The organism is Brevundimonas nasdae (genome assembly GCF_019395145.1).
In the GTDB taxonomy this organism is placed as follows: domain Bacteria; phylum Pseudomonadota; class Alphaproteobacteria; order Caulobacterales; family Caulobacteraceae; genus Brevundimonas; species Brevundimonas nasdae.
Map to the genome: position 1 here is coordinate 576651 of NZ_CP080034.1, position 15808 is coordinate 592458.

Genomic DNA, 15808 nt, shown 5'->3' on the forward strand with positions numbered 1-15808 from the left:
GGAAACAGATCATGTCCGACCGTCGCACCCGGTATCCCGGCCCCATAGCCGAGGCGAAGATCCATCCGCACACCCTGGTGGAGCAGGGGTTCGCAGAGGATGCGGCCCTAGCCGCCATGCTGGACCGCTATCCGGCCGAGCATTTCGACATCAACCTGTACGACTATGATGACGAAGGTCAGGTCTCGCTGCGGACCGGCGCGCGCGGGCGGCTGTCGGGCGCGGAACTGCTGGAGGCGATCAAGCAGGGACGGCTGTGGGTCAACCTGCGCGAGGTCGAGACCGGCTGGCCTGAACTGTGGGCGGCGGCCATGGCGGACTTTCGCGCTATCCAGGCGACCTATCCGGGGATGCGGGCGGTCAAGAACGCAGGGCAGTTGATCCTGTCGTCGCCCAAGGCCCGGGTGCCCTATCATTTCGACGCGGCGGGGGTGGTGCTGTTCCACCTGCGGGGCAGGAAGCGCCTGTTCATCTATCCGGGCGACGAGCAGCACCTGTCCGAGAAGAACATGGAGCAGGTCGTCACGCGCCAGACGACCGAGGAACTGCCCTATAGGCTGGCGTTCGAGAACGACGCCCAGGTCATGGATCTGGAGCCGGGCGGCGCCCTGACGTGGCCGCTGTATGCGCCGCACCGGGTGGAGAATCTGGACCGGTTCTGCGTCAGCCTGTCGATGGACTTCCAGACCTGGCCGTCGCGCTTCCGCAAGGGGGCGCTGTTCACCAATGCGGTGATCCGCAGCCGGGGCGGTTCGCCCAGGTTCACGGACGGCATGTCGACGCCTGAACTGGCCGCGCGCTGGGCCGCGTCGCTGGCGCTGAAGAAGGTGGGGGCGATGAAGAGCCGGATCGCCCATTTCGAGCGGGACTTCGAGCCGGAAGTCGGCGTCGAGGACGGCGCAGGGGCCTTGCGCTCCTGAACCCGCGACGCCCGGCGTCCGCCAATGTTAAATTGGATTCATGACGCCGAGTTAAAATGACTTTCGGCGCCTGCTCGCGCACCTTCTCATCAGATCCGGGAAGGGAAAGTTCATGAAGTCAGCACTGTTCATCGCCGCCGCGACCGCCGCTCTGGCCGTCAGCGCCGCCGCCGCGCCTGCGTCCGCCGCCGATGTCGAGATTCGCAATGCGGTGGCCCGCGTCGTGGTGATCGTCGAGGATCGTAACGACATCGGCGTGGAGATCACCCAGGGCGCCTCCAACCTTCCCGCCGTCCAGGTGCGTCGCGAAGGGCGCAACGTCCGCATCGACGGCGGCCTGCGCCGCGGCGGCGTGTTCGGCAGCAGCGATGCGATCCGCTCCTGCAACAGCGGCCCGGCCAATGCACGGCAGCCGGGCGAAGGCGCCACGGTCAACGTCGGCGGGGGCGTGGGACGCATCCGACTGGAAGACGCGCCGCTGATCGTCGTGCGCAGCCCCCGAGACGTCGATCTGAGCGCCAGCGGGGCCGTCTATGGCGCCATCGGCCGTGGCGCGCGCTCGGTCGATCTGGGCGCAGGCGGCTGCGGCGACTGGACGGTGGCCAATGTCGACGGAAAGCTGGAAGTGGGCCTGGGCGGCTCCGGCACGATCCGCACGGGCACGTCGCAGGAACTGGAGGCCTCGGTCGGCGGATCGGGCTCGATCTACGCCGGCGCCACCAACAGGCTGAAATCCTCAGTCGGCGGATCGGGCAACATCACCGTGGCGCGCGTTGACGGGCGCGGCGAAGCGGCGGTCGGCGGTTCAGGCGGCATCGCCATCCGCGAGGGCCAGATGCCGCGCTTCTCGGTCGCCATCGGCGGTTCGGGCAACGTGCGGTTCGGTGGAACGACCGGCGATCTGGACGTCTCCATCGCAGGCTCGGGCAATGTGAATGTCGGCGCCGCGACGGGCCAGGTGAAACGCTCGGTCGTCGGCTCCGGGAATCTGAACATCGGGCGCTAAGACCCGAACTCTCCGCCGCGAGAGGAAGGCTCCCGGTCGTGGAACCCCGGGGGCCTTTTTCGCGCCCGCAGCCCAGCGGACGACGGGCATGAAAAAGCCCCGGCGGATCGCTCCGCCGGGGCCTTCTGCATTCGAAAACCCGAAGGTCTTACATCGAGACGTTCTTGGCCGGAGCCTTGAAGCCCGTCAGGACGCGCGTGATCGCGGGGACGCCCAGGTTGGCGCCAGCGCGGTCGCGAGCTTGCAGACCGCCGCCGAAGGCGTAACGGACGTTGAACGACCAGGTGTCGACGTCGACCGACTTGATGTCAGCGCGCGTGTAGGCGGCGCCGACCGAGAACGGCGTGTCCTTGATTTCGTACTCGGCGCCGACGCCGTAGGTCCAGGCGTCAACGCTACCGCCCGTGACGTCGACGTTGTTGTAGCTGACGCCAGCGTTCAGGCGCAGGTTCGGCAGGACGTAGTAGGCAGCGTCGCCGCCGACGGTCCAGACGTCGCCGATGCTGGTGTCGCTCCAGGCGACAGCGCCGGTCAGGGTTGCGTTGGCCAGGTACTTCTGGGCTTCAGCGCCGACGGTCCAGACGGTGTCGCCCGTGCCGATGGTGTTGGCGGCGACGAAGGCGCCGGCGCGGACGTCCGAGGTCCACAGCTTGGTGCCGTGAGCAGCCAGCATGGCCGAGGTGTCGTCGGCGCCCAGAGCCTTGGTGTAGTCGACAGCGCCGTTCAGGGTCACGGTCCAGTCCTTGACGGGCAGGGCGACGGTGCCGTCGACCGACCATACGTCAGCAGCGACCTTGTTGAAGCCGTCTGCGTCGACCGACGGGTTGGTGTAGGAGACAGCGACCGAACCGATGGCGTCTTGAGCGAAAGCCGGAGCGGCGATCATGGTGGCGGCGGCGGCCGTCGCGAGGAGGATCGTCTTCATTGTTCTTTTTCCTTAGCAGTCTGTGCCCCGGAGGGGAGCCGGGGAGGGGGCTGCTATCAGGACCCGGACGATTCCGGCATGAAACCGCCGTTAGATTAAGCACTTGCAACAGTACTGTGACGGTTCGGCCACGGGTTGTGTCTGCAATGTGTCACACTCGCGGAGGACTTGGGGCAAGGGGTTAACGGGCGGCAATTCCGTCATCAGATTAAGGGGGTGTCCGTGTGATTGACGGCGCAGCTGATCTCAGGTCATCTGAAGGCGTCGTGGTCTGCACGGGGTCTTCGGATTGCGTGGAGCTAAGAGGGAAGCCGGTGTGAAACCGGCGCTGCCCCCGCAACTGTAAGCGGCGAGTCGAGGGTCCATATCGTGTCACTGGCGTTCCGGCGCCGGGAAGGCCGGGTCCGAGATGTCGACCCGTGAGCCAGGAGACCTGCCCCGACAGATAACGTCCTCCGGCGGGGTGCCCGGTCAGGCCGCAAGTGCGCCGCCGGACCCGCATGTCCGCGCGGGCGTTCGCGCGTTCCTGCTCGAGACCTGGCCACAACACAGGTTTTCAGCCATGCCCCGCCCAGTCCTAAAGGTGGCGACCCCACGCCTTCCCAGCATCGGCCCGAGGTCTGAGCGGACGAACACGCGCGGCGCCCAGTGGGCCGTAAGGTTCAAGGCCGCTTCGCTGCTGTCCGCAGCGGCCGACCTGTGCGGCCTGATGAACATGACGCAAGTGGTCAGATCCCGGCGAGACGAGGGGGACCGGTCATGAGCGTCACCCTGATCGACATGGTGTTTCCCGGCGACGCCAATCACCACGGCACTCTGTTCGGCGGCGTCGGCCTGGCGCATCTGGACAAGGTGGCCTTCCTGGCGGCGGCGCGTCATGCGCGACGGCCGACGGTGACGGCCAGTTGCGAGCGGATCGACTTCGCTGCGCCAGCCCGAATCGGCGAGATGGTCGAGGCTACGGGCCGCGTCGTGCGCGTCGGGCGCACATCAATGGGCGTGGAGGTCGATCTGTGGGCCGAGGCGCCGGTCAGCGGCGAACGGCGGCTGTGCACGCGGGGCGTCTTTAATATGGTGGCTCCGCGCCAGGAGGGGCAGGGCGATCTGCCGCCGCTGCCCGCCAATGGTCAGAATGTCGGCGACGGCTGGCTGCGGGCGGTGGAGATGGTCTTCCCCGCCTGGACCAATCACTATGGCACCCTGTACGGCGGCGACGCCCTGAAGCTGATGGGCAAGGCCGCCTTTGTCTGCGCCACCAAGGAGGCGCGGGCGGTGATGGTCATGGCGGCGTCCAACCGCATCGACTTCTCCGAGTCTATAAGAGAGGGCGACATGATCGAACTGGCGTCACGCGCCACCAAGGTTGGCCGGTCCTCAATAACCATAGAGGTCGAGCTGTGGTCTGAGGCCCTGCTGACGGGCGAACGCCGCCGCTCCGCCGTGGCGGAATTCGTCATGGTCGCGGTCGATAAGGCGGGCCGATCCAGCCCGATTGCAAAACCCGAAAACAGCCCGCCAGGACACGGTTTCGCCGCTTGACGAAATCGGAATCGGCAGGCATAAGCCACCACTCTTGTTGGACCGGCTGTGCACTTCGGTGCAGACGCGGTTCGCAAGAACGACCTAAGTCACTGTTCTTTGCAGCTTCTTGGGATTTCACGGCCTTCGCGGGCAACTGCGTGGGCCGCTCGTTTTTGCGGATTTGCGTTTCCTGAGGGCTTTTTGCCCGAAGGCCTTCGGTCTTTGAAATAGTTCACAGGGACGCGGTCCTCCGACCGCATTGGAAGTTAGCACCGATATGGATCAAAGCATCCGCATCAGGCTCAAGGCCTTTGATCACCGCGTCCTCGATTTCTCGACGCGCGAAATCGTCAATACAGCCAAGCGCACCGGCGCGACCGTTCGCGGTCCGATTCCGTTGCCGACCCTGATCGAAAAGTTCACCGTGAACCGCTCGCCGCACGTCGATAAGAAGTCGCGTGAGCAGTTTGAAATCCGCACGCACAAACGCGTGCTCGACATCGTCGACCCCACCCCGCAGACCGTGGACGCGCTCATGAAGCTCGACCTGTCCGCCGGTGTGGACGTCGAGATCAAGATTTAAAGTAGAAAGAGGCGGGATCCGATGCGCACGGGCGTGATCGCCAAGAAGCTGGGCATGACCCGCGTGTTCGCCGAAGACGGCGCGCACGTACCGGTCACTGTGCTGCAGCTCGACGGCTGCCAAGTCGTCGGCCAACGTACCCAGGAGCGTGACGGCTACGTCGCTCTCCAGCTGGGCGCTGGCACCAAGAAGGCCAAGAACACGGCTAAGGCTCAACGCGAAACCTTCGCGAAGGCCCAGGTCGAACCCAAGGCCTATGTCACCGAGTTCCGCGTTGATGCGGACGGTCTGCTGGACGTGGGCGCCGAGATTTCGGCTGAACACTTCTTGGTCGGCCAGAAGGTGGACATCCAAGGTGAAACCATCGGTAAGGGGTTCGCCGGCGCGATGAAGCGCTGGAACTTCGGCGGCCTTCGCGCCACGCACGGTGTGTCGATTTCGCACCGCTCGCATGGTTCGACCGGTCAACGTCAAGATCCGGGCCGCACCTTCCGCGGCAAGAAGATGGCCGGCCACTACGGCGCCGAGACCGTCACCACCCAGAACCTGACCGTCGTCCGCGTGGACGCCGAGCGTGGCCTGATCCTGATCAAGGGCGCTGTCCCCGGTCATGACGGGAGCTACGTCAAGGTTCGTGACGCCATCAAGAAGGCCCGTCCGGCTGACGCCCCGTTCCCGGGCGCCGTCAAGTCGTCGAAGGCTGCTGCTCAACCCGCATCGACCCCGGCTGAAGAAGCCCCGGTGGAAGCGACCGAAGGCGGTGAAGCGTAATGAAACTCTCTGTCATCAAACTCGACGGCAAGGCTGCTGGCGACCTGGAGCTGTCGGACGCCGTTTTCGGCATCGCTGACATCCGCGGCGACATCCTGGCCCGCACCGTGAACTGGCAACTGGCCAAGCGCCGCGCCGGCACGCACAAGGTTCAAACCCGCAACGAGAACTCTCGTACGGGCAAGAAGATGTACAAGCAAAAGGGCACCGGCGGCGCTCGTCACGGTTCGCGCCGTGCACCGCAGTTCGTCGGCGGCTCGCGCGCCTTCGGTCCGGTCGTTCGCGACCACGGCTTCTCGCTGCCGAAGAAAATCCGCGCGCTTGCTCTGCGTCACGCCCTGTCCTCCAAGGCGAAGTCCGGCGACCTGATCGTCGTCGACAGCGTCTCGGTCAAGGAAGCCAAGACGGCCTCGCTGCGCGAGACCTTCGGCAAGCTGGGTTGGACCAAGGCTCTCATCATCGCGGGTCCGGAAGTCGACACGAACTTCGGCCTGGCCGCACGCAACATCCCGCACATCGACGTGCTGCCGAACGCCGGCCTGAACGTCTATGACATCCTGCGGGCTGAAAAGCTGGTGCTGACCAAGGCTGCTATCGAGGCGATCGAAGCCCGCTTCAGCGATAAGGAAGCCGCGTAATGGCTGCTCAACCTACCGCCAAGCACTACGACACCATCCTGGCTCCGGTGATCACCGAGAAGGCCACGATCCTGTCGGAGCAGAACAAGGTCGTCTTCCGCGTTGCGGACACGGCTTCCAAGGACGAGATCGCTGCTGCGGTCGAAAGCCTGTTCAAAGTCAACGTCGTCAAGGTCAACACCCTGGTTCAAAAGGGCAAGACCAAGCGCTTCCGGGGTATCCTCGGCCGTCGCGTCGACATCAAAAAAGCTATCGTGACGCTGGCCGAAGGCCAGTCGATCGACGTGACCACGGGGCTCTGATCAGATGGCCTTGAAAACCTACAATCCGACTTCGCCGGGCCGTCGCGCCCTCGTGCTGGTCGACCGTTCGGAGCTCCACAAGGGCCGTCCGGAAAAATCGCTGACCGAAGGCCTGACCAAGTCGGGCGGACGCGGGCAGGGCGGTCGCATCGCGGTCCGCTTCCGCGGCGGCGGCGCCAAGACCCTGTACCGCAAGATCGACTTCAAGCGTCGCAAGTGGGACGCGGTCGGCACGGTCGAGCGTCTGGAGTACGACCCCAACCGCACGGCTTTCATCGCCCTCGTGACCTACGAAGACGGTGAAAAGACCTACATCATCGCGCCGCAACGCCTTAAGGCTGGCGACACGATCATCGCGGGTGAAAAGACCGACGTGAAGCCTGGCAACGCCATGCCGCTGCGTTCGATGCCGGTGGGTACGATCATCCACAACATCGAAATGAAGCCCGGCAAGGGCGCTCAACTGGCCCGTTCGGCTGGCGCCTACGCCCAGCTGGTCGGTCGCGATCAGGGCTACGCCCAGATCCGTCTCGGCTCGGGCGAGCTGCGCATGGTCCTGGACGGCTGCATCGCCACTGTGGGCGCGGTTTCGAACCCCGACCACATGAACCAGAACCTGGGCAAGGCCGGTCGTAAGCGTCACATGGGCTGGCGTCCGCACGTTCGCGGCGTCGCCATGAACCCGATCGACCACCCGCATGGTGGTGGTGAAGGCCGGACCTCTGGTGGTCGCACCCCCGTCACGCCGTGGGGTAAGGACACCAAGGGCACTCGTACCCGCAAGAACAAGGCTACGGACAAGTACATCATCCGTACCCGCCACGTTAAGAAGGCTCGCTAAGAATGGCCCGCTCCTCCTGGAAAGGCCCGTTTGTCGACGGGTATCTGCTCAAGAAGGCCGACGCCGTTCAATCGTCGGGCCGCAAGGATGTGATCAAGACCTGGTCGCGTCGCTCCACCATCCTGCCGCAGTTCGTCGGTCTGACGTTCGGCGTCCATAACGGTCAGAAGCACGTTCCCGTGTCGGTCTCGGAAGAGATGGTCGGCATGAAGTTCGGCGAGTTCGCCCCGACCCGGAACTTCCCGGGTCACGCGGCGGACAAGAAGGCCAAAAGGAAGTAACCGATGGCCCAGACCAAGAACACCCGTCGGGTCGCCCCGACCGAGGCCCGCGCCAAGCTGGTCAACGTGCGCATCAGCCCGCAAAAGCTGAACCTGGTTGCTGCTTCGATCCGCGGCATGCCGGTCCAGAAGGCGCTGAACGAGCTGGAATTCAGCCGTAAGCGCATCGCTGGCGACGTCCGCAAGGTCCTGTATTCGGCCGTCTCCAACGCCGAAAACAACCACAACCTCGACATCGACAACCTGGTTGTCGCCGAGGCCTTCGTGGGCAAGAACCTGGTGATGAAGCGTTTCGCGAGCCGCGCTCGTGGTCGCTCGTCGCGCATCCTGAAACCGTTCAGCGAGATCACGATCGTGGTCCGTGAAGCCGGCGAGGCCGCCTGATGGGACAGAAAATCAATCCGGTCGGTCTGCGCCTCGGCGTAAACCGCACGTGGGACAGCCGCTGGTTCGCCGGCGGCGCCGACTACGCCCGCCTGCTGCACCAGGACCTGAAGCTGCGCGAGTGGCTGAAGGAACGTCTGGCCGCCGCCGGCGTGTCGCGCATCATCATCGAGCGCCCGCACAAGAAGTGCCGCATCACCATCTACGCCGCCCGTCCGGGTGTCGTGATCGGTAAGAAGGGCGCTGACATCGAGAAGCTCCGCAAGGACATCTCGGCGCGCACCGAAGGTGAAGTTCACCTGAACATCATCGAAGTCCGCAAGCCGGAAACCGATGCGCAGCTGATCGCTGAAAACATCGCGCAACAACTGGAACGCCGCGTGGCTTTCCGTCGCGCCATGAAGCGTTCGATGCAGTCGGCCATGCGTCTGGGCGCCAAGGGCATCCGGATGAACGTCTCGGGTCGCCTCGGCGGCGCCGAAATCGCTCGTATGGAATGGTACCGCGAAGGCCGCGTGCCGCTTCACACCCTGCGCGCTGACATCGACTACGGCTTCTATGAAGCCAAGACGACGTACGGCATCATCGGCGTGAAGGTCTGGGTGTTTAAGGGTGAAGTGCTCGAGCACGACCCGATGGCCCAGGACAAGCGTTGGGCCCAGGAAGCCTCGGGTCCGTCCTCGAACGAAGGCCGCGAACGCGGCGGCCCCCGTGGCGACCGCGGTCCGCGTCGCGACCGGGGACGTGAGAACTAAGTCATGTTGCAACCGAAGAAGACCAAGTACCGCAAGGCCTTCAAGGGCCGGATTCACGGCTCGGCCAAGGGCGGCTTCTCGCTGAACTTCGGCTCCTACGGCCTGAAGACCATGGAACCCGAGCGCATCACGGCGCGCCAGATCGAAGCGGCTCGCCGCGCGATCACCCGCCAGATGAAGCGTCAGGGCCGGGTCTGGATCCGCGTCTTCCCCGACCTGCCCGTCACGGGCAAGCCGGCCGAAGTCCGGATGGGTAAGGGCAAGGGCGCTGTGGACCACTGGGCCGCTCGCGTGGCTCCGGGCCGCATCATGTTCGAAATCGACGGCGTGCCGGACGATGTGGCTCGTGAAGCGCTGCGTCTCGGCGCCGCCAAGCTGCCGGTCCGCACCAAGGTTGTCACCCGCCTGGATGCCGGCATCGTCACGGAGCAAGCAGCCTAATGACCAAGATTGCTGATCTGCGGTCGCAAACCAACGACCAACTGGCCGACGAGCTTCTGAAGCTCAAGAAGGAACAGTTCAACCTGCGCTTCCAGGCGGCCACCGGCCAAATGGAGAAAACCCACCGCGTGGGTGAAGTGCGCAAAGACATCGCCCGCATCTCGACGCTTCTGCGCGAGAAGCGTGCGGCCTCGTAAGGAAACGAATATGCCCAAGCGAATTCTCGAAGGCGTGGTCGTGTCCGACAAGGGCGAAAAGACTGTCGTCGTGAAGGTGGAGCGCACGCTGCTCCACCCGCTTCTGAAGAAGACCGTCCGGTCCTCCAAGAAGTACCACGCGCACGACGAAGCCAACGCGCTCAAGGTCGGCGACATCGCTCGCATCGTCGAGTGCGCCCCCAAGTCCAAGCTGAAGCGTTGGGAAGTCCTTTCCAACGCCTCCGCATCGTAATCAGAAGGATCTGATCTTATGATCCAGATGCAAACTAACCTGGAAGTGGCCGATAACTCGGGCGCCCGCCGGGTCATGTGCATCAAGGTGTTGGGCGGCTCCAAGCGCCGCTACGCCTCGATCGGCGACACAATCGTCGCGTCCGTGAAGGAAGCCATCCCGCGTGGCCGCGTGAAGAAGGGCGACGTCGTTCGCGCCATCGTCGTGCGCACCGCCAAGGACATCCAACGCAAGGACGGCTCTGTCATCCGCTTCGACAAGTCGGCTGCGGTCATCGTCAACAAGCAAAACGAGCCGGTCGGCACGCGGATCTTCGGCCCTGTTCCTCGCGAACTGCGCGCCAAGAACCACATGAAGATCATCTCGCTGGCTCCGGAGGTCCTGTAATATGGCCGCCAAGATCAAAAAGGGCGACCGCGTCGTCGTCCTGACCGGCAAGGACAAGGGCCGCACGGGTTCCGTGCTGAAGGTCCTGCCCACCGAAAACCGCGTTCTCGTCCAGGGCGTCAACATGGTTCAGCGCCACACGCGCCCGAGCCAGGCTGACCCGCAAGGCGGCATCAAGAACAAGGAAGCCTCGCTTCACCTGTCGAACGTCGCGATCGCCGACGCCAACGGCAAGGCGACCCGCGTCGGCTTCAAGATCGATGGGGACAAGAAGGTCCGCATCGCCAAGACGACGGGAGACGTCATCTGATGGCTACCGAAAAGTACACCCCGCGCCTCAAGTCCGACTATCAGGCCCGTATCCGTGCGGAACTGAAGACGAAGTTCGGCTACACCAACGAGATGCAGATCCCCAAGCTGGACAAGATCGTCCTGAACATGGGCATCGGCGAAGCGGTTGCTGACTCCAAGAAGGCGAACGCCGCCCTCAAGGACCTGACGGCTATCGCTGGTCAGAAGGCCGTCGCCACCAAGGCTCGCAACTCGATCGCCGGCTTCAAGCTGCGTGAAGGCATGGTCATCGGCGGCAAGGTTACGCTGCGCGGCGACCAGATGTATGAGTTCCTGGACCGGTTCATCACGATCGCGCTGCCGCGCGTGAAGGATTTCCGCGGCCTGAAGGGCACTTCGTTTGACGGTCGCGGCAACTACGCCACGGGTCTGAAGGAGCACATCGTGTTCCCGGAGATCAACTACGACCAGATCGACCAGATGTGGGGCATGGACATTGTCGTTTGCACCACGGCCAAGACCGATGAGGAAGCCAAGGCTCTCCTCACCGAGTTCAAGTTCCCGTTCGTGAAGAACTGAGCGGGAAGGGAAGAGAACAATGGCTAAAAAGAGCGCCGTAAACCGCAACGAAGCCGTCAAGGCTCTGGTTGCGAAGTATGCCGCAAAGCGCGCCGCCCTCAAGGCGACCGCCAACGACGAGAGCCTGCCGCTTGAGGAGCGTTTCGACGCTCGCCTCAAGCTGGCGGAACTGCCGCGCAACTCCGCGCCGAGCCGCATTCGCAACCGTTGCGAAGTGACGGGTCGTCCGCGTGCGTTCTACCGCAAGCTCAAGATGAGCCGGATTGCGCTGCGTGAACTCGGCAACCAGGGCCAGATCCCTGGCCTGACCAAGTCCAGCTGGTAAGGGGAGCGAACAGACATGATGATCAACGATCCCCTGAGCGACATGATCGCTCGCATCAAGAACGCGGCGACCCGCAAGCGTTCCAAGGTGCTGACCCCCGCTTCCCGTCTGCGCCAGCGCGTCCTCGACGTGCTGCAGGACGAAGGCTACATCCGCGGCTACAACCTGGTTCAGAACCCGGGTGAGTTTCCGCAGTTCGAGATCGAGCTGAAGTACTTCGACGGACAGCCCGTCATCGCCGAGATCGCACGCGTGTCCAAGCCGGGCCGCCGCGTCTACTCCGCGATCGGCGATCTGAAGCCCGTCAAGAACGGCCTCGGCATCTCGATCCTCTCGACTTCGAAGGGCGTCATGTCTGACGCTTCTGCGCGCGACGCCAACGTCGGCGGCGAAGTCCTCTGCAGGGTCTACTGATATGTCCCGTATTGGCAAGAAAACCATCTCAGTGCCGAAGGGCGTGACCATCACGCTCGACGGCCAGAACGTCACCGTGAAGGGTCCGAAGGGCGAACGCTCCTGGACCGTCGCCGAAGAGATCGAGATCAAGCAGGAAGGCGACGAACTGTCGCTGACCCCGCGCTCGGACACCGCCCGCGCTCGCGCGATGTGGGGTCTGTCGCGCACGCTGGTCGACAACATGGTCGTCGGCGTCACTTCGGGCTTCGAGAAGTCGCTTGAACTGGTCGGGGTGGGTTACCGCGCTGCGATGAAGGGCAACGCCCTGTCGCTGCAGCTCGGCTTCTCGCACGACGTGGACATCGACCCGCCCGCAGGCGTCACCTTCGCCGTGCCGAAGCAGACTGAGATCAAGATCTCGGGCTCGGACAAGCAGGCTGTCGGTGAGATCGCCGCAGTCATCCGCAAGCTGCGTCCGCCTGAGCCTTACAAGGGCAAGGGCGTCCGTTACGCCGGCGAGACCGTGCGTCGCAAGGAAGGCAAGAAGAAGTAAGTCATGGCTCTTTCTCTTCGACAACAAGCCAAGCGCCGCTCGGAGCGCACTCGTCGCCGCCTGAAGGCCGTCGCCAACGGTCGTCTGCGTCTGTCGGTGTACCGTTCGGACAAGAACATCTCGGCCCAGATCATCGACGACGCCCAGGGCGTGACCGTCGCTTCTGCCTCGTCGCTGGAAGGCGGCCGCGGCAAGAAGGGTTCGGACACCGCTGCTGCCGCTGCAATCGGCAAGCTGATCGCCGAGCGCGCCATCGAGAAGGGCGTCAAGGACGTCGTCTTCGACCGTGGCGAGTACATCTATCATGGACGGGTGAAGGCGCTGGCGGAAGCCGCGCGCGAAGCCGGCCTGAACTTCTAAGGGACGCGAAGCATGGCGCATCAACCCCAGCGCGGCGGCGGCGGCAACGATCGCAACCGTCGTGACAATCGCAACGCTCCCGCTGTCGACGGTCCGGATTCGGACATCGTCGAGAAGCTGGTGCACATCAACCGCGTTGCGGCCACCGTTAAGGGCGGACGTCGTTTCTCGTTCGCCGCTCTGATGGTTGTCGGCGACGGCAAGGGTCGGGTCGGCTTCGGTCACGGCAAGGCGCGTGAAGTGCCGGAAGCCATCCGCAAGGCGACCGAAGAAGCCAAGAAGACGATGATCCGCGTTCCGCTTCGCGAGAACCGCACCCTGCACCACGACGGCAACGGCCGTTGGGGCGCCGGCAAGATCATGATGCGCGCTGCCCCTCCCGGCACCGGCGTCATCGCAGGCGGTCCGATGCGTGCGGTCCTCGAAACTCTCGGCGTTCAAGACGTCGTGGGCAAGTCGACCGGCTCGTCGAACCCCTACAACATGATCCGTGCTACGTTCGAAGCACTGAAGGTCCAGTCCTCGCCCCGTCAAGTCGCGTCCAAGCGCGGCAAGAAGGTCGCGGATCTGATGGGCCGTCGCAACGACGGCGCCTCGACGCCTGAAGCTGTGGAGTCCTGATCATGGCTGAGAAGAAGACTGTCACCATCAAGCAGACCGGTTCGCCGATCCGCCGCAAGAACGACCAGCGCGCCACCCTGGTGGGCCTGGGTCTGAACCGCCTGGGTCGTGAATCCACGCTGGAAGACACGCCTTCGGTTCGTGGGATGATCGCAAAGGTCGCCCACCTCACCGAGATCGTCGAAAAGTAAGCCGTTGCGCCCTCTCCTGAAACCGGGGGAGGGCGTTTCTGCACTTGCAGATACCCGAAGGGCCGCCTAGAAGCGGCCCTTCATTTTTTCACCGCCGAGTCCGGACGAATGTTCCGGGCGCTAGCACCCGAAAGGATCAGGCATATGAAACTGAACGAAATCCGCGACAATGAAGGCGCACACAAGAAGCGCATGCGCGTCGGCCGTGGCCCGGGCTCGGGCAAGGGCAAGACCGCTGGCCGTGGCGTCAAGGGTCAGAAGTCGCGTACGGGCGTCAGCCTGCTGGGCTTCGAAGGCGGTCAAATGCCGCTGTACATGCGTATGCCCAAGCGCGGCTTCAACAACCCGAACGCGCTGAAGCTGGCTGAAGTGAACCTGTGGCGCCTGCAAGACGCCATCGACGCCGGCAAGCTGGACGCCAAGTCGGAACTGAAGGGCGACGCCCTGGTCGCCGCCGGCGTGATCCGTCGCGTCAAGGACGGCGTGCGTCTGCTGGGCACCGGTGAGCTGAAGCAAGCCCTGAACCTGGTCGTGTGGTCGGCTACCTCGGGCGCCATCAAGGCGATCGAAGCCGCTGGCGGCACCGTGGTCCAGGAGCGCATCGCTGCAGAAGCCAAGGCTGCTGCCCGCGTCGAGAAGCGCAACGCCGCCAAGGGCAAGGCTCCGGCTCCCAAGGCGCCGCGTGGCGACGAGAACAAGATCTCGGCTCGCGCCAAGCGTACGGCCGCCAAGGCATAAGCAAACCCGTCGTTGCGGCGATTAGGTCGTGACCTGATTACACCTGCGACGACGAAAGAACGGAAGCGGCTCTCGCATGAGGGCCGCTTTCCGCCTATCTGACGACTCTCTCAGTCGTGGGGACGCATAAATGGCTTCGGCCGCAGAACAACTCGCCGCCAATATGAACATGGGCTCGTTCGCGAAAGCGACCGAGCTGCACAAGCGCCTGCTGTTTACCCTGGGCGCTCTGCTGGTTTATCGCATCGGCACCTACGTGCCGATCCCGGGCATCAATTCGCAGGCCTTCCTGCAGTTCTTCCAAGACCCCAGCGGTCAGCGCGGCATCCTGGACATGTTCAACATGTTCTCGGGCGGTGCGGTGGAGCGTATGGCCATCTTCGCACTGAACGTCATGCCGTACATTTCGGCGTCGATCATCGTGCAGCTGATGGGCACCGTGTACCCGCCCTGGGAGAAGCTGAAGAAGGAAGGCGGCGAAAGCGGCCGCAAGCAGCTGAACCAGTACACCCGTTACCTGACGGTGTTCCTGGCTCTGGCGCAGTCCTTCGGCATCGCGGCGGGCCTGAACGCCCAGGCCGGCCTGGTCGACAACCCCGGCATCTTCTTCATTGTTTCGACGGTCGTCACTCTGACCGGCGGCACCATGTTCCTGATGTGGCTGGGTGAGCAGGTCACGGCGCGCGGCGTCGGCAACGGCATCTCGCTGATCATCTTCGCAGGCATTGTGGCGGTTCTGCCGTCCACCATCGCCCGCCTGCTGGGCTTGGCTCAGCAAGGCCAGATGTCGGCCTTCGCCCTGCTGTTCATCGCCATTCTGGCCGTGGCCACCGTCGTCTTCATCGTCTTCATGGAACGCGCCCAGCGCCGTCTTCTGATCCAGTATCCGAAGCGCCAGGAAGGCAACCGCATGGCCGGGGGCGAGCGTTCGTTCCTGCCCCTGAAGGTCAACACCGCGGGCGTCATTCCGCCGATCTTCGCCTCATCGCTGCTGATGCTGCCGACGACGGTTGCGACCATGACCGCCAACGCCGACCTGCCCAGCTGGGCGAGCTGGCTGCCGCTGGTGACGGCGCAGCTGACGCACGGCCAGCCGCTGTTCATGGTGCTGTACGCCGCCCTGATCATCTTCTTCTGCTTCTTCTACACCTCGATCACCTTCAACCCTGAAGACACGGCCGAGAACCTGCGCAAGTACGGCGGCTTCCTGCCGGGCATCCGTCCGGGCAAGCGTACGGCGGAATATCTGGACTATGTCCTGACCCGCCTGACGGTGATCGGCGCCGCCTACATCACCGCAGTCTGCCTTCTGCCTGAGTTCATCGTCAGCCAGTTCGGCAACAGCCTGTACTTTGGCGGAACGTCTATCTTGATCGTCGTGTCGGTCACGATGGACACTGTGGCCCAGATTCAGTCTCAGCTGCTGGCGCACCAGTACGAAGGCCTGATCAAGAAGGCCAAGCTGCGTGGTCGCGGCGGTCGTGGCGCTCCCACGCCTGTCCGTCGCTAAGACTAAACTTTGAAGACCAAGCCTAGGGGAGGGCTTAAA

Annotated in this window: 26 protein-coding genes and 1 riboswitch; of the genes, 25 read left to right on the top strand and 1 reads right to left on the bottom strand. The window is 64.0% G+C overall.

Features of this window, described 5'->3' with window-relative positions; all coding sequences use genetic code 11:
• The first annotated feature begins 11 nt into the window (after nt 1–11).
• Complete coding sequence (locus KWG56_RS02770; protein ID WP_219353642.1) at nt 12–920, top strand: cupin-like domain-containing protein; 909 nt, start codon at nt 12–14, stop codon at nt 918–920.
• 112 nt (nt 921–1032) lie between these two features.
• Complete coding sequence (locus tag KWG56_RS02775; protein ID WP_219353643.1) at nt 1033–1926, top strand: head GIN domain-containing protein; 894 nt, start codon at nt 1033–1035, stop codon at nt 1924–1926.
• 148 nt (nt 1927–2074) lie between these two features.
• On the opposite strand, the gene KWG56_RS02780 is transcribed toward KWG56_RS02775, so the two are convergent.
• Nucleotides 2075–2851, bottom strand: coding sequence for an outer membrane beta-barrel protein (locus tag KWG56_RS02780; RefSeq protein WP_201100524.1), 777 nt, complete (start codon nt 2849–2851; stop codon nt 2075–2077).
• 250 nt (nt 2852–3101) lie between these two features.
• Nucleotides 3102–3306: riboswitch (cobalamin riboswitch) on the top strand.
• Nucleotides 3307–3610: 304 nt separating this feature from the next.
• Here KWG56_RS02780 and KWG56_RS02785 point away from each other — a divergent pair.
• From KWG56_RS02785 to secY, 23 genes are all read left to right on the top strand, one after another.
• Nucleotides 3611–4390: an acyl-CoA thioesterase gene (locus tag KWG56_RS02785; RefSeq protein WP_244999612.1), complete on the top strand. Its 780-nt coding sequence runs from the start codon at nt 3611–3613 to the stop codon at nt 4388–4390.
• Nucleotides 4391–4649: 259 nt separating this feature from the next.
• A complete protein-coding gene (gene rpsJ / locus KWG56_RS02790; protein WP_003164367.1) occupies nt 4650–4955 on the top strand; it encodes a 30S ribosomal protein S10 in 306 nt (101 codons plus the stop codon).
• Nucleotides 4956–4976: 21 nt separating this feature from the next.
• Nucleotides 4977–5726, top strand: coding sequence for a 50S ribosomal protein L3 (gene rplC / locus KWG56_RS02795; RefSeq protein WP_201100523.1), 750 nt, complete (start codon nt 4977–4979; stop codon nt 5724–5726).
• Nucleotides 5726–6364: a 50S ribosomal protein L4 gene (gene rplD, locus KWG56_RS02800; RefSeq protein WP_201100522.1), complete on the top strand. Its 639-nt coding sequence runs from the start codon at nt 5726–5728 to the stop codon at nt 6362–6364. The genes rplC and rplD overlap by 1 nt, the downstream gene beginning before the upstream one ends.
• Nucleotides 6364–6666: a 50S ribosomal protein L23 gene (locus tag KWG56_RS02805; protein ID WP_087119318.1), complete on the top strand. Its 303-nt coding sequence runs from the start codon at nt 6364–6366 to the stop codon at nt 6664–6666. Before rplD ends, KWG56_RS02805 begins: the two co-directional genes overlap by 1 nt.
• A 4-nt stretch (nt 6667–6670) precedes the next feature.
• Nucleotides 6671–7507, top strand: coding sequence for a 50S ribosomal protein L2 (rplB, locus tag KWG56_RS02810; RefSeq protein WP_201100521.1), 837 nt, complete (start codon nt 6671–6673; stop codon nt 7505–7507).
• Nucleotides 7508–7509: 2 nt separating this feature from the next.
• A complete protein-coding gene (gene rpsS, locus KWG56_RS02815) occupies nt 7510–7788 on the top strand; it encodes a 30S ribosomal protein S19 (protein ID WP_007442184.1) in 279 nt (92 codons plus the stop codon).
• A gap of 3 nt (nt 7789–7791) precedes the next feature.
• Nucleotides 7792–8172: a 50S ribosomal protein L22 gene (rplV, locus tag KWG56_RS02820; RefSeq protein ID WP_201100520.1), complete on the top strand. Its 381-nt coding sequence runs from the start codon at nt 7792–7794 to the stop codon at nt 8170–8172.
• Nucleotides 8172–8927 (top strand): 30S ribosomal protein S3, encoded by a 756-nt coding sequence (rpsC, locus tag KWG56_RS02825; protein ID WP_201100519.1) that lies wholly within the window; start codon nt 8172–8174, stop codon nt 8925–8927. Before rplV ends, rpsC begins: the two co-directional genes overlap by 1 nt.
• Before the next feature lie 3 nt (nt 8928–8930).
• Complete coding sequence (rplP, locus tag KWG56_RS02830) at nt 8931–9368, top strand: 50S ribosomal protein L16 (protein WP_201100518.1); 438 nt, start codon at nt 8931–8933, stop codon at nt 9366–9368.
• Nucleotides 9368–9565 carry a 50S ribosomal protein L29 gene (rpmC, locus tag KWG56_RS02835; protein ID WP_201100517.1) on the top strand — a complete coding sequence of 66 codons (198 nt, stop codon included), beginning with the start codon at nt 9368–9370 and terminating at the stop codon, nt 9563–9565. Before rplP ends, rpmC begins: the two co-directional genes overlap by 1 nt.
• 10 nt (nt 9566–9575) lie before the next feature.
• Complete coding sequence (gene rpsQ, locus KWG56_RS02840) at nt 9576–9818, top strand: 30S ribosomal protein S17 (RefSeq protein WP_017506051.1); 243 nt, start codon at nt 9576–9578, stop codon at nt 9816–9818.
• 18 nt (nt 9819–9836) lie between these two features.
• Nucleotides 9837–10205, top strand: coding sequence for a 50S ribosomal protein L14 (gene rplN, locus KWG56_RS02845; protein ID WP_003164378.1), 369 nt, complete (start codon nt 9837–9839; stop codon nt 10203–10205).
• A 1-nt stretch (nt 10206) separates the two neighbouring features.
• Entirely contained in the window at nt 10207–10515 is a 309-nt protein-coding gene (gene rplX / locus KWG56_RS02850; protein ID WP_201100516.1) for a 50S ribosomal protein L24, read from the top strand.
• The gene (gene rplE, locus KWG56_RS02855; protein ID WP_201100515.1) at nt 10515–11075 is read left to right on the top strand and encodes a 50S ribosomal protein L5; all 561 of its coding nucleotides are present in this window, start codon (nt 10515–10517) and stop codon (nt 11073–11075) included. Before rplX ends, rplE begins: the two co-directional genes overlap by 1 nt.
• 19 nt (nt 11076–11094) lie before the next feature.
• On the top strand, nt 11095–11400 hold the full coding sequence (gene rpsN / locus KWG56_RS02860; RefSeq protein WP_201100514.1) for a 30S ribosomal protein S14: 306 nt from the start codon (nt 11095–11097) through the stop codon (nt 11398–11400).
• A 15-nt stretch (nt 11401–11415) separates the two neighbouring features.
• On the top strand, nt 11416–11814 hold the full coding sequence (rpsH, locus tag KWG56_RS02865; protein ID WP_008262310.1) for a 30S ribosomal protein S8: 399 nt from the start codon (nt 11416–11418) through the stop codon (nt 11812–11814).
• A gap of 1 nt (nt 11815) precedes the next feature.
• Nucleotides 11816–12349 (top strand): 50S ribosomal protein L6, encoded by a 534-nt coding sequence (rplF, locus tag KWG56_RS02870; RefSeq protein ID WP_201100513.1) that lies wholly within the window; start codon nt 11816–11818, stop codon nt 12347–12349.
• Between the two features lie 3 nt (nt 12350–12352).
• Nucleotides 12353–12709 (top strand): 50S ribosomal protein L18, encoded by a 357-nt coding sequence (gene rplR / locus KWG56_RS02875; RefSeq protein ID WP_201100512.1) that lies wholly within the window; start codon nt 12353–12355, stop codon nt 12707–12709.
• A gap of 12 nt (nt 12710–12721) precedes the next feature.
• Nucleotides 12722–13330 carry a 30S ribosomal protein S5 gene (gene rpsE, locus KWG56_RS02880; protein ID WP_201100511.1) on the top strand — a complete coding sequence of 203 codons (609 nt, stop codon included), beginning with the start codon at nt 12722–12724 and terminating at the stop codon, nt 13328–13330.
• Between the two features lie 2 nt (nt 13331–13332).
• Nucleotides 13333–13521, top strand: coding sequence for a 50S ribosomal protein L30 (gene rpmD / locus KWG56_RS02885; protein ID WP_201100510.1), 189 nt, complete (start codon nt 13333–13335; stop codon nt 13519–13521).
• 144 nt (nt 13522–13665) lie between these two features.
• Complete coding sequence (rplO, locus tag KWG56_RS02890) at nt 13666–14259, top strand: 50S ribosomal protein L15 (protein WP_201100509.1); 594 nt, start codon at nt 13666–13668, stop codon at nt 14257–14259.
• 130 nt (nt 14260–14389) lie between these two features.
• A complete protein-coding gene (secY, locus tag KWG56_RS02895; RefSeq protein WP_219353644.1) occupies nt 14390–15769 on the top strand; it encodes a preprotein translocase subunit SecY in 1380 nt (459 codons plus the stop codon).
• Nucleotides 15770–15808: the final 39 nt, after the last annotated feature.

Coding starts and splice junctions, on each gene's coding strand:
- rpmD (WP_201100510.1), top strand. CDS start 13,333: ATGGCTGAGAAGAAGACTGTCACCATCAAGCAGACCGGTTCGCCGATC.
- rplC (WP_201100523.1), top strand. CDS start 4,977: ATGCGCACGGGCGTGATCGCCAAGAAGCTGGGCATGACCCGCGTGTTC.
- rplF (WP_201100513.1), top strand. CDS start 11,816: ATGTCCCGTATTGGCAAGAAAACCATCTCAGTGCCGAAGGGCGTGACC.
- rpsC (WP_201100519.1), top strand. CDS start 8,172: ATGGGACAGAAAATCAATCCGGTCGGTCTGCGCCTCGGCGTAAACCGC.
- rpsS (WP_007442184.1), top strand. CDS start 7,510: ATGGCCCGCTCCTCCTGGAAAGGCCCGTTTGTCGACGGGTATCTGCTC.
- rplO (WP_201100509.1), top strand. CDS start 13,666: ATGAAACTGAACGAAATCCGCGACAATGAAGGCGCACACAAGAAGCGC.
- rpmC (WP_201100517.1), top strand. CDS start 9,368: ATGACCAAGATTGCTGATCTGCGGTCGCAAACCAACGACCAACTGGCC.
- rpsJ (WP_003164367.1), top strand. CDS start 4,650: ATGGATCAAAGCATCCGCATCAGGCTCAAGGCCTTTGATCACCGCGTC.
- rplR (WP_201100512.1), top strand. CDS start 12,353: ATGGCTCTTTCTCTTCGACAACAAGCCAAGCGCCGCTCGGAGCGCACT.
- rplE (WP_201100515.1), top strand. CDS start 10,515: ATGGCTACCGAAAAGTACACCCCGCGCCTCAAGTCCGACTATCAGGCC.
- rplD (WP_201100522.1), top strand. CDS start 5,726: ATGAAACTCTCTGTCATCAAACTCGACGGCAAGGCTGCTGGCGACCTG.
- rpsQ (WP_017506051.1), top strand. CDS start 9,576: ATGCCCAAGCGAATTCTCGAAGGCGTGGTCGTGTCCGACAAGGGCGAA.
- KWG56_RS02780 (WP_201100524.1), bottom strand. CDS start 2,851: ATGAAGACGATCCTCCTCGCGACGGCCGCCGCCGCCACCATGATCGCC.
- rpsH (WP_008262310.1), top strand. CDS start 11,416: ATGATGATCAACGATCCCCTGAGCGACATGATCGCTCGCATCAAGAAC.
- KWG56_RS02770 (WP_219353642.1), top strand. CDS start 12: ATGTCCGACCGTCGCACCCGGTATCCCGGCCCCATAGCCGAGGCGAAG.
- rplP (WP_201100518.1), top strand. CDS start 8,931: ATGTTGCAACCGAAGAAGACCAAGTACCGCAAGGCCTTCAAGGGCCGG.
- KWG56_RS02805 (WP_087119318.1), top strand. CDS start 6,364: ATGGCTGCTCAACCTACCGCCAAGCACTACGACACCATCCTGGCTCCG.
- rplX (WP_201100516.1), top strand. CDS start 10,207: ATGGCCGCCAAGATCAAAAAGGGCGACCGCGTCGTCGTCCTGACCGGC.
- rpsE (WP_201100511.1), top strand. CDS start 12,722: ATGGCGCATCAACCCCAGCGCGGCGGCGGCGGCAACGATCGCAACCGT.
- KWG56_RS02775 (WP_219353643.1), top strand. CDS start 1,033: ATGAAGTCAGCACTGTTCATCGCCGCCGCGACCGCCGCTCTGGCCGTC.
- rplN (WP_003164378.1), top strand. CDS start 9,837: ATGATCCAGATGCAAACTAACCTGGAAGTGGCCGATAACTCGGGCGCC.
- KWG56_RS02785 (WP_244999612.1), top strand. CDS start 3,611: ATGAGCGTCACCCTGATCGACATGGTGTTTCCCGGCGACGCCAATCAC.
- secY (WP_219353644.1), top strand. CDS start 14,390: ATGGCTTCGGCCGCAGAACAACTCGCCGCCAATATGAACATGGGCTCG.
- rplV (WP_201100520.1), top strand. CDS start 7,792: ATGGCCCAGACCAAGAACACCCGTCGGGTCGCCCCGACCGAGGCCCGC.
- rpsN (WP_201100514.1), top strand. CDS start 11,095: ATGGCTAAAAAGAGCGCCGTAAACCGCAACGAAGCCGTCAAGGCTCTG.
- rplB (WP_201100521.1), top strand. CDS start 6,671: ATGGCCTTGAAAACCTACAATCCGACTTCGCCGGGCCGTCGCGCCCTC.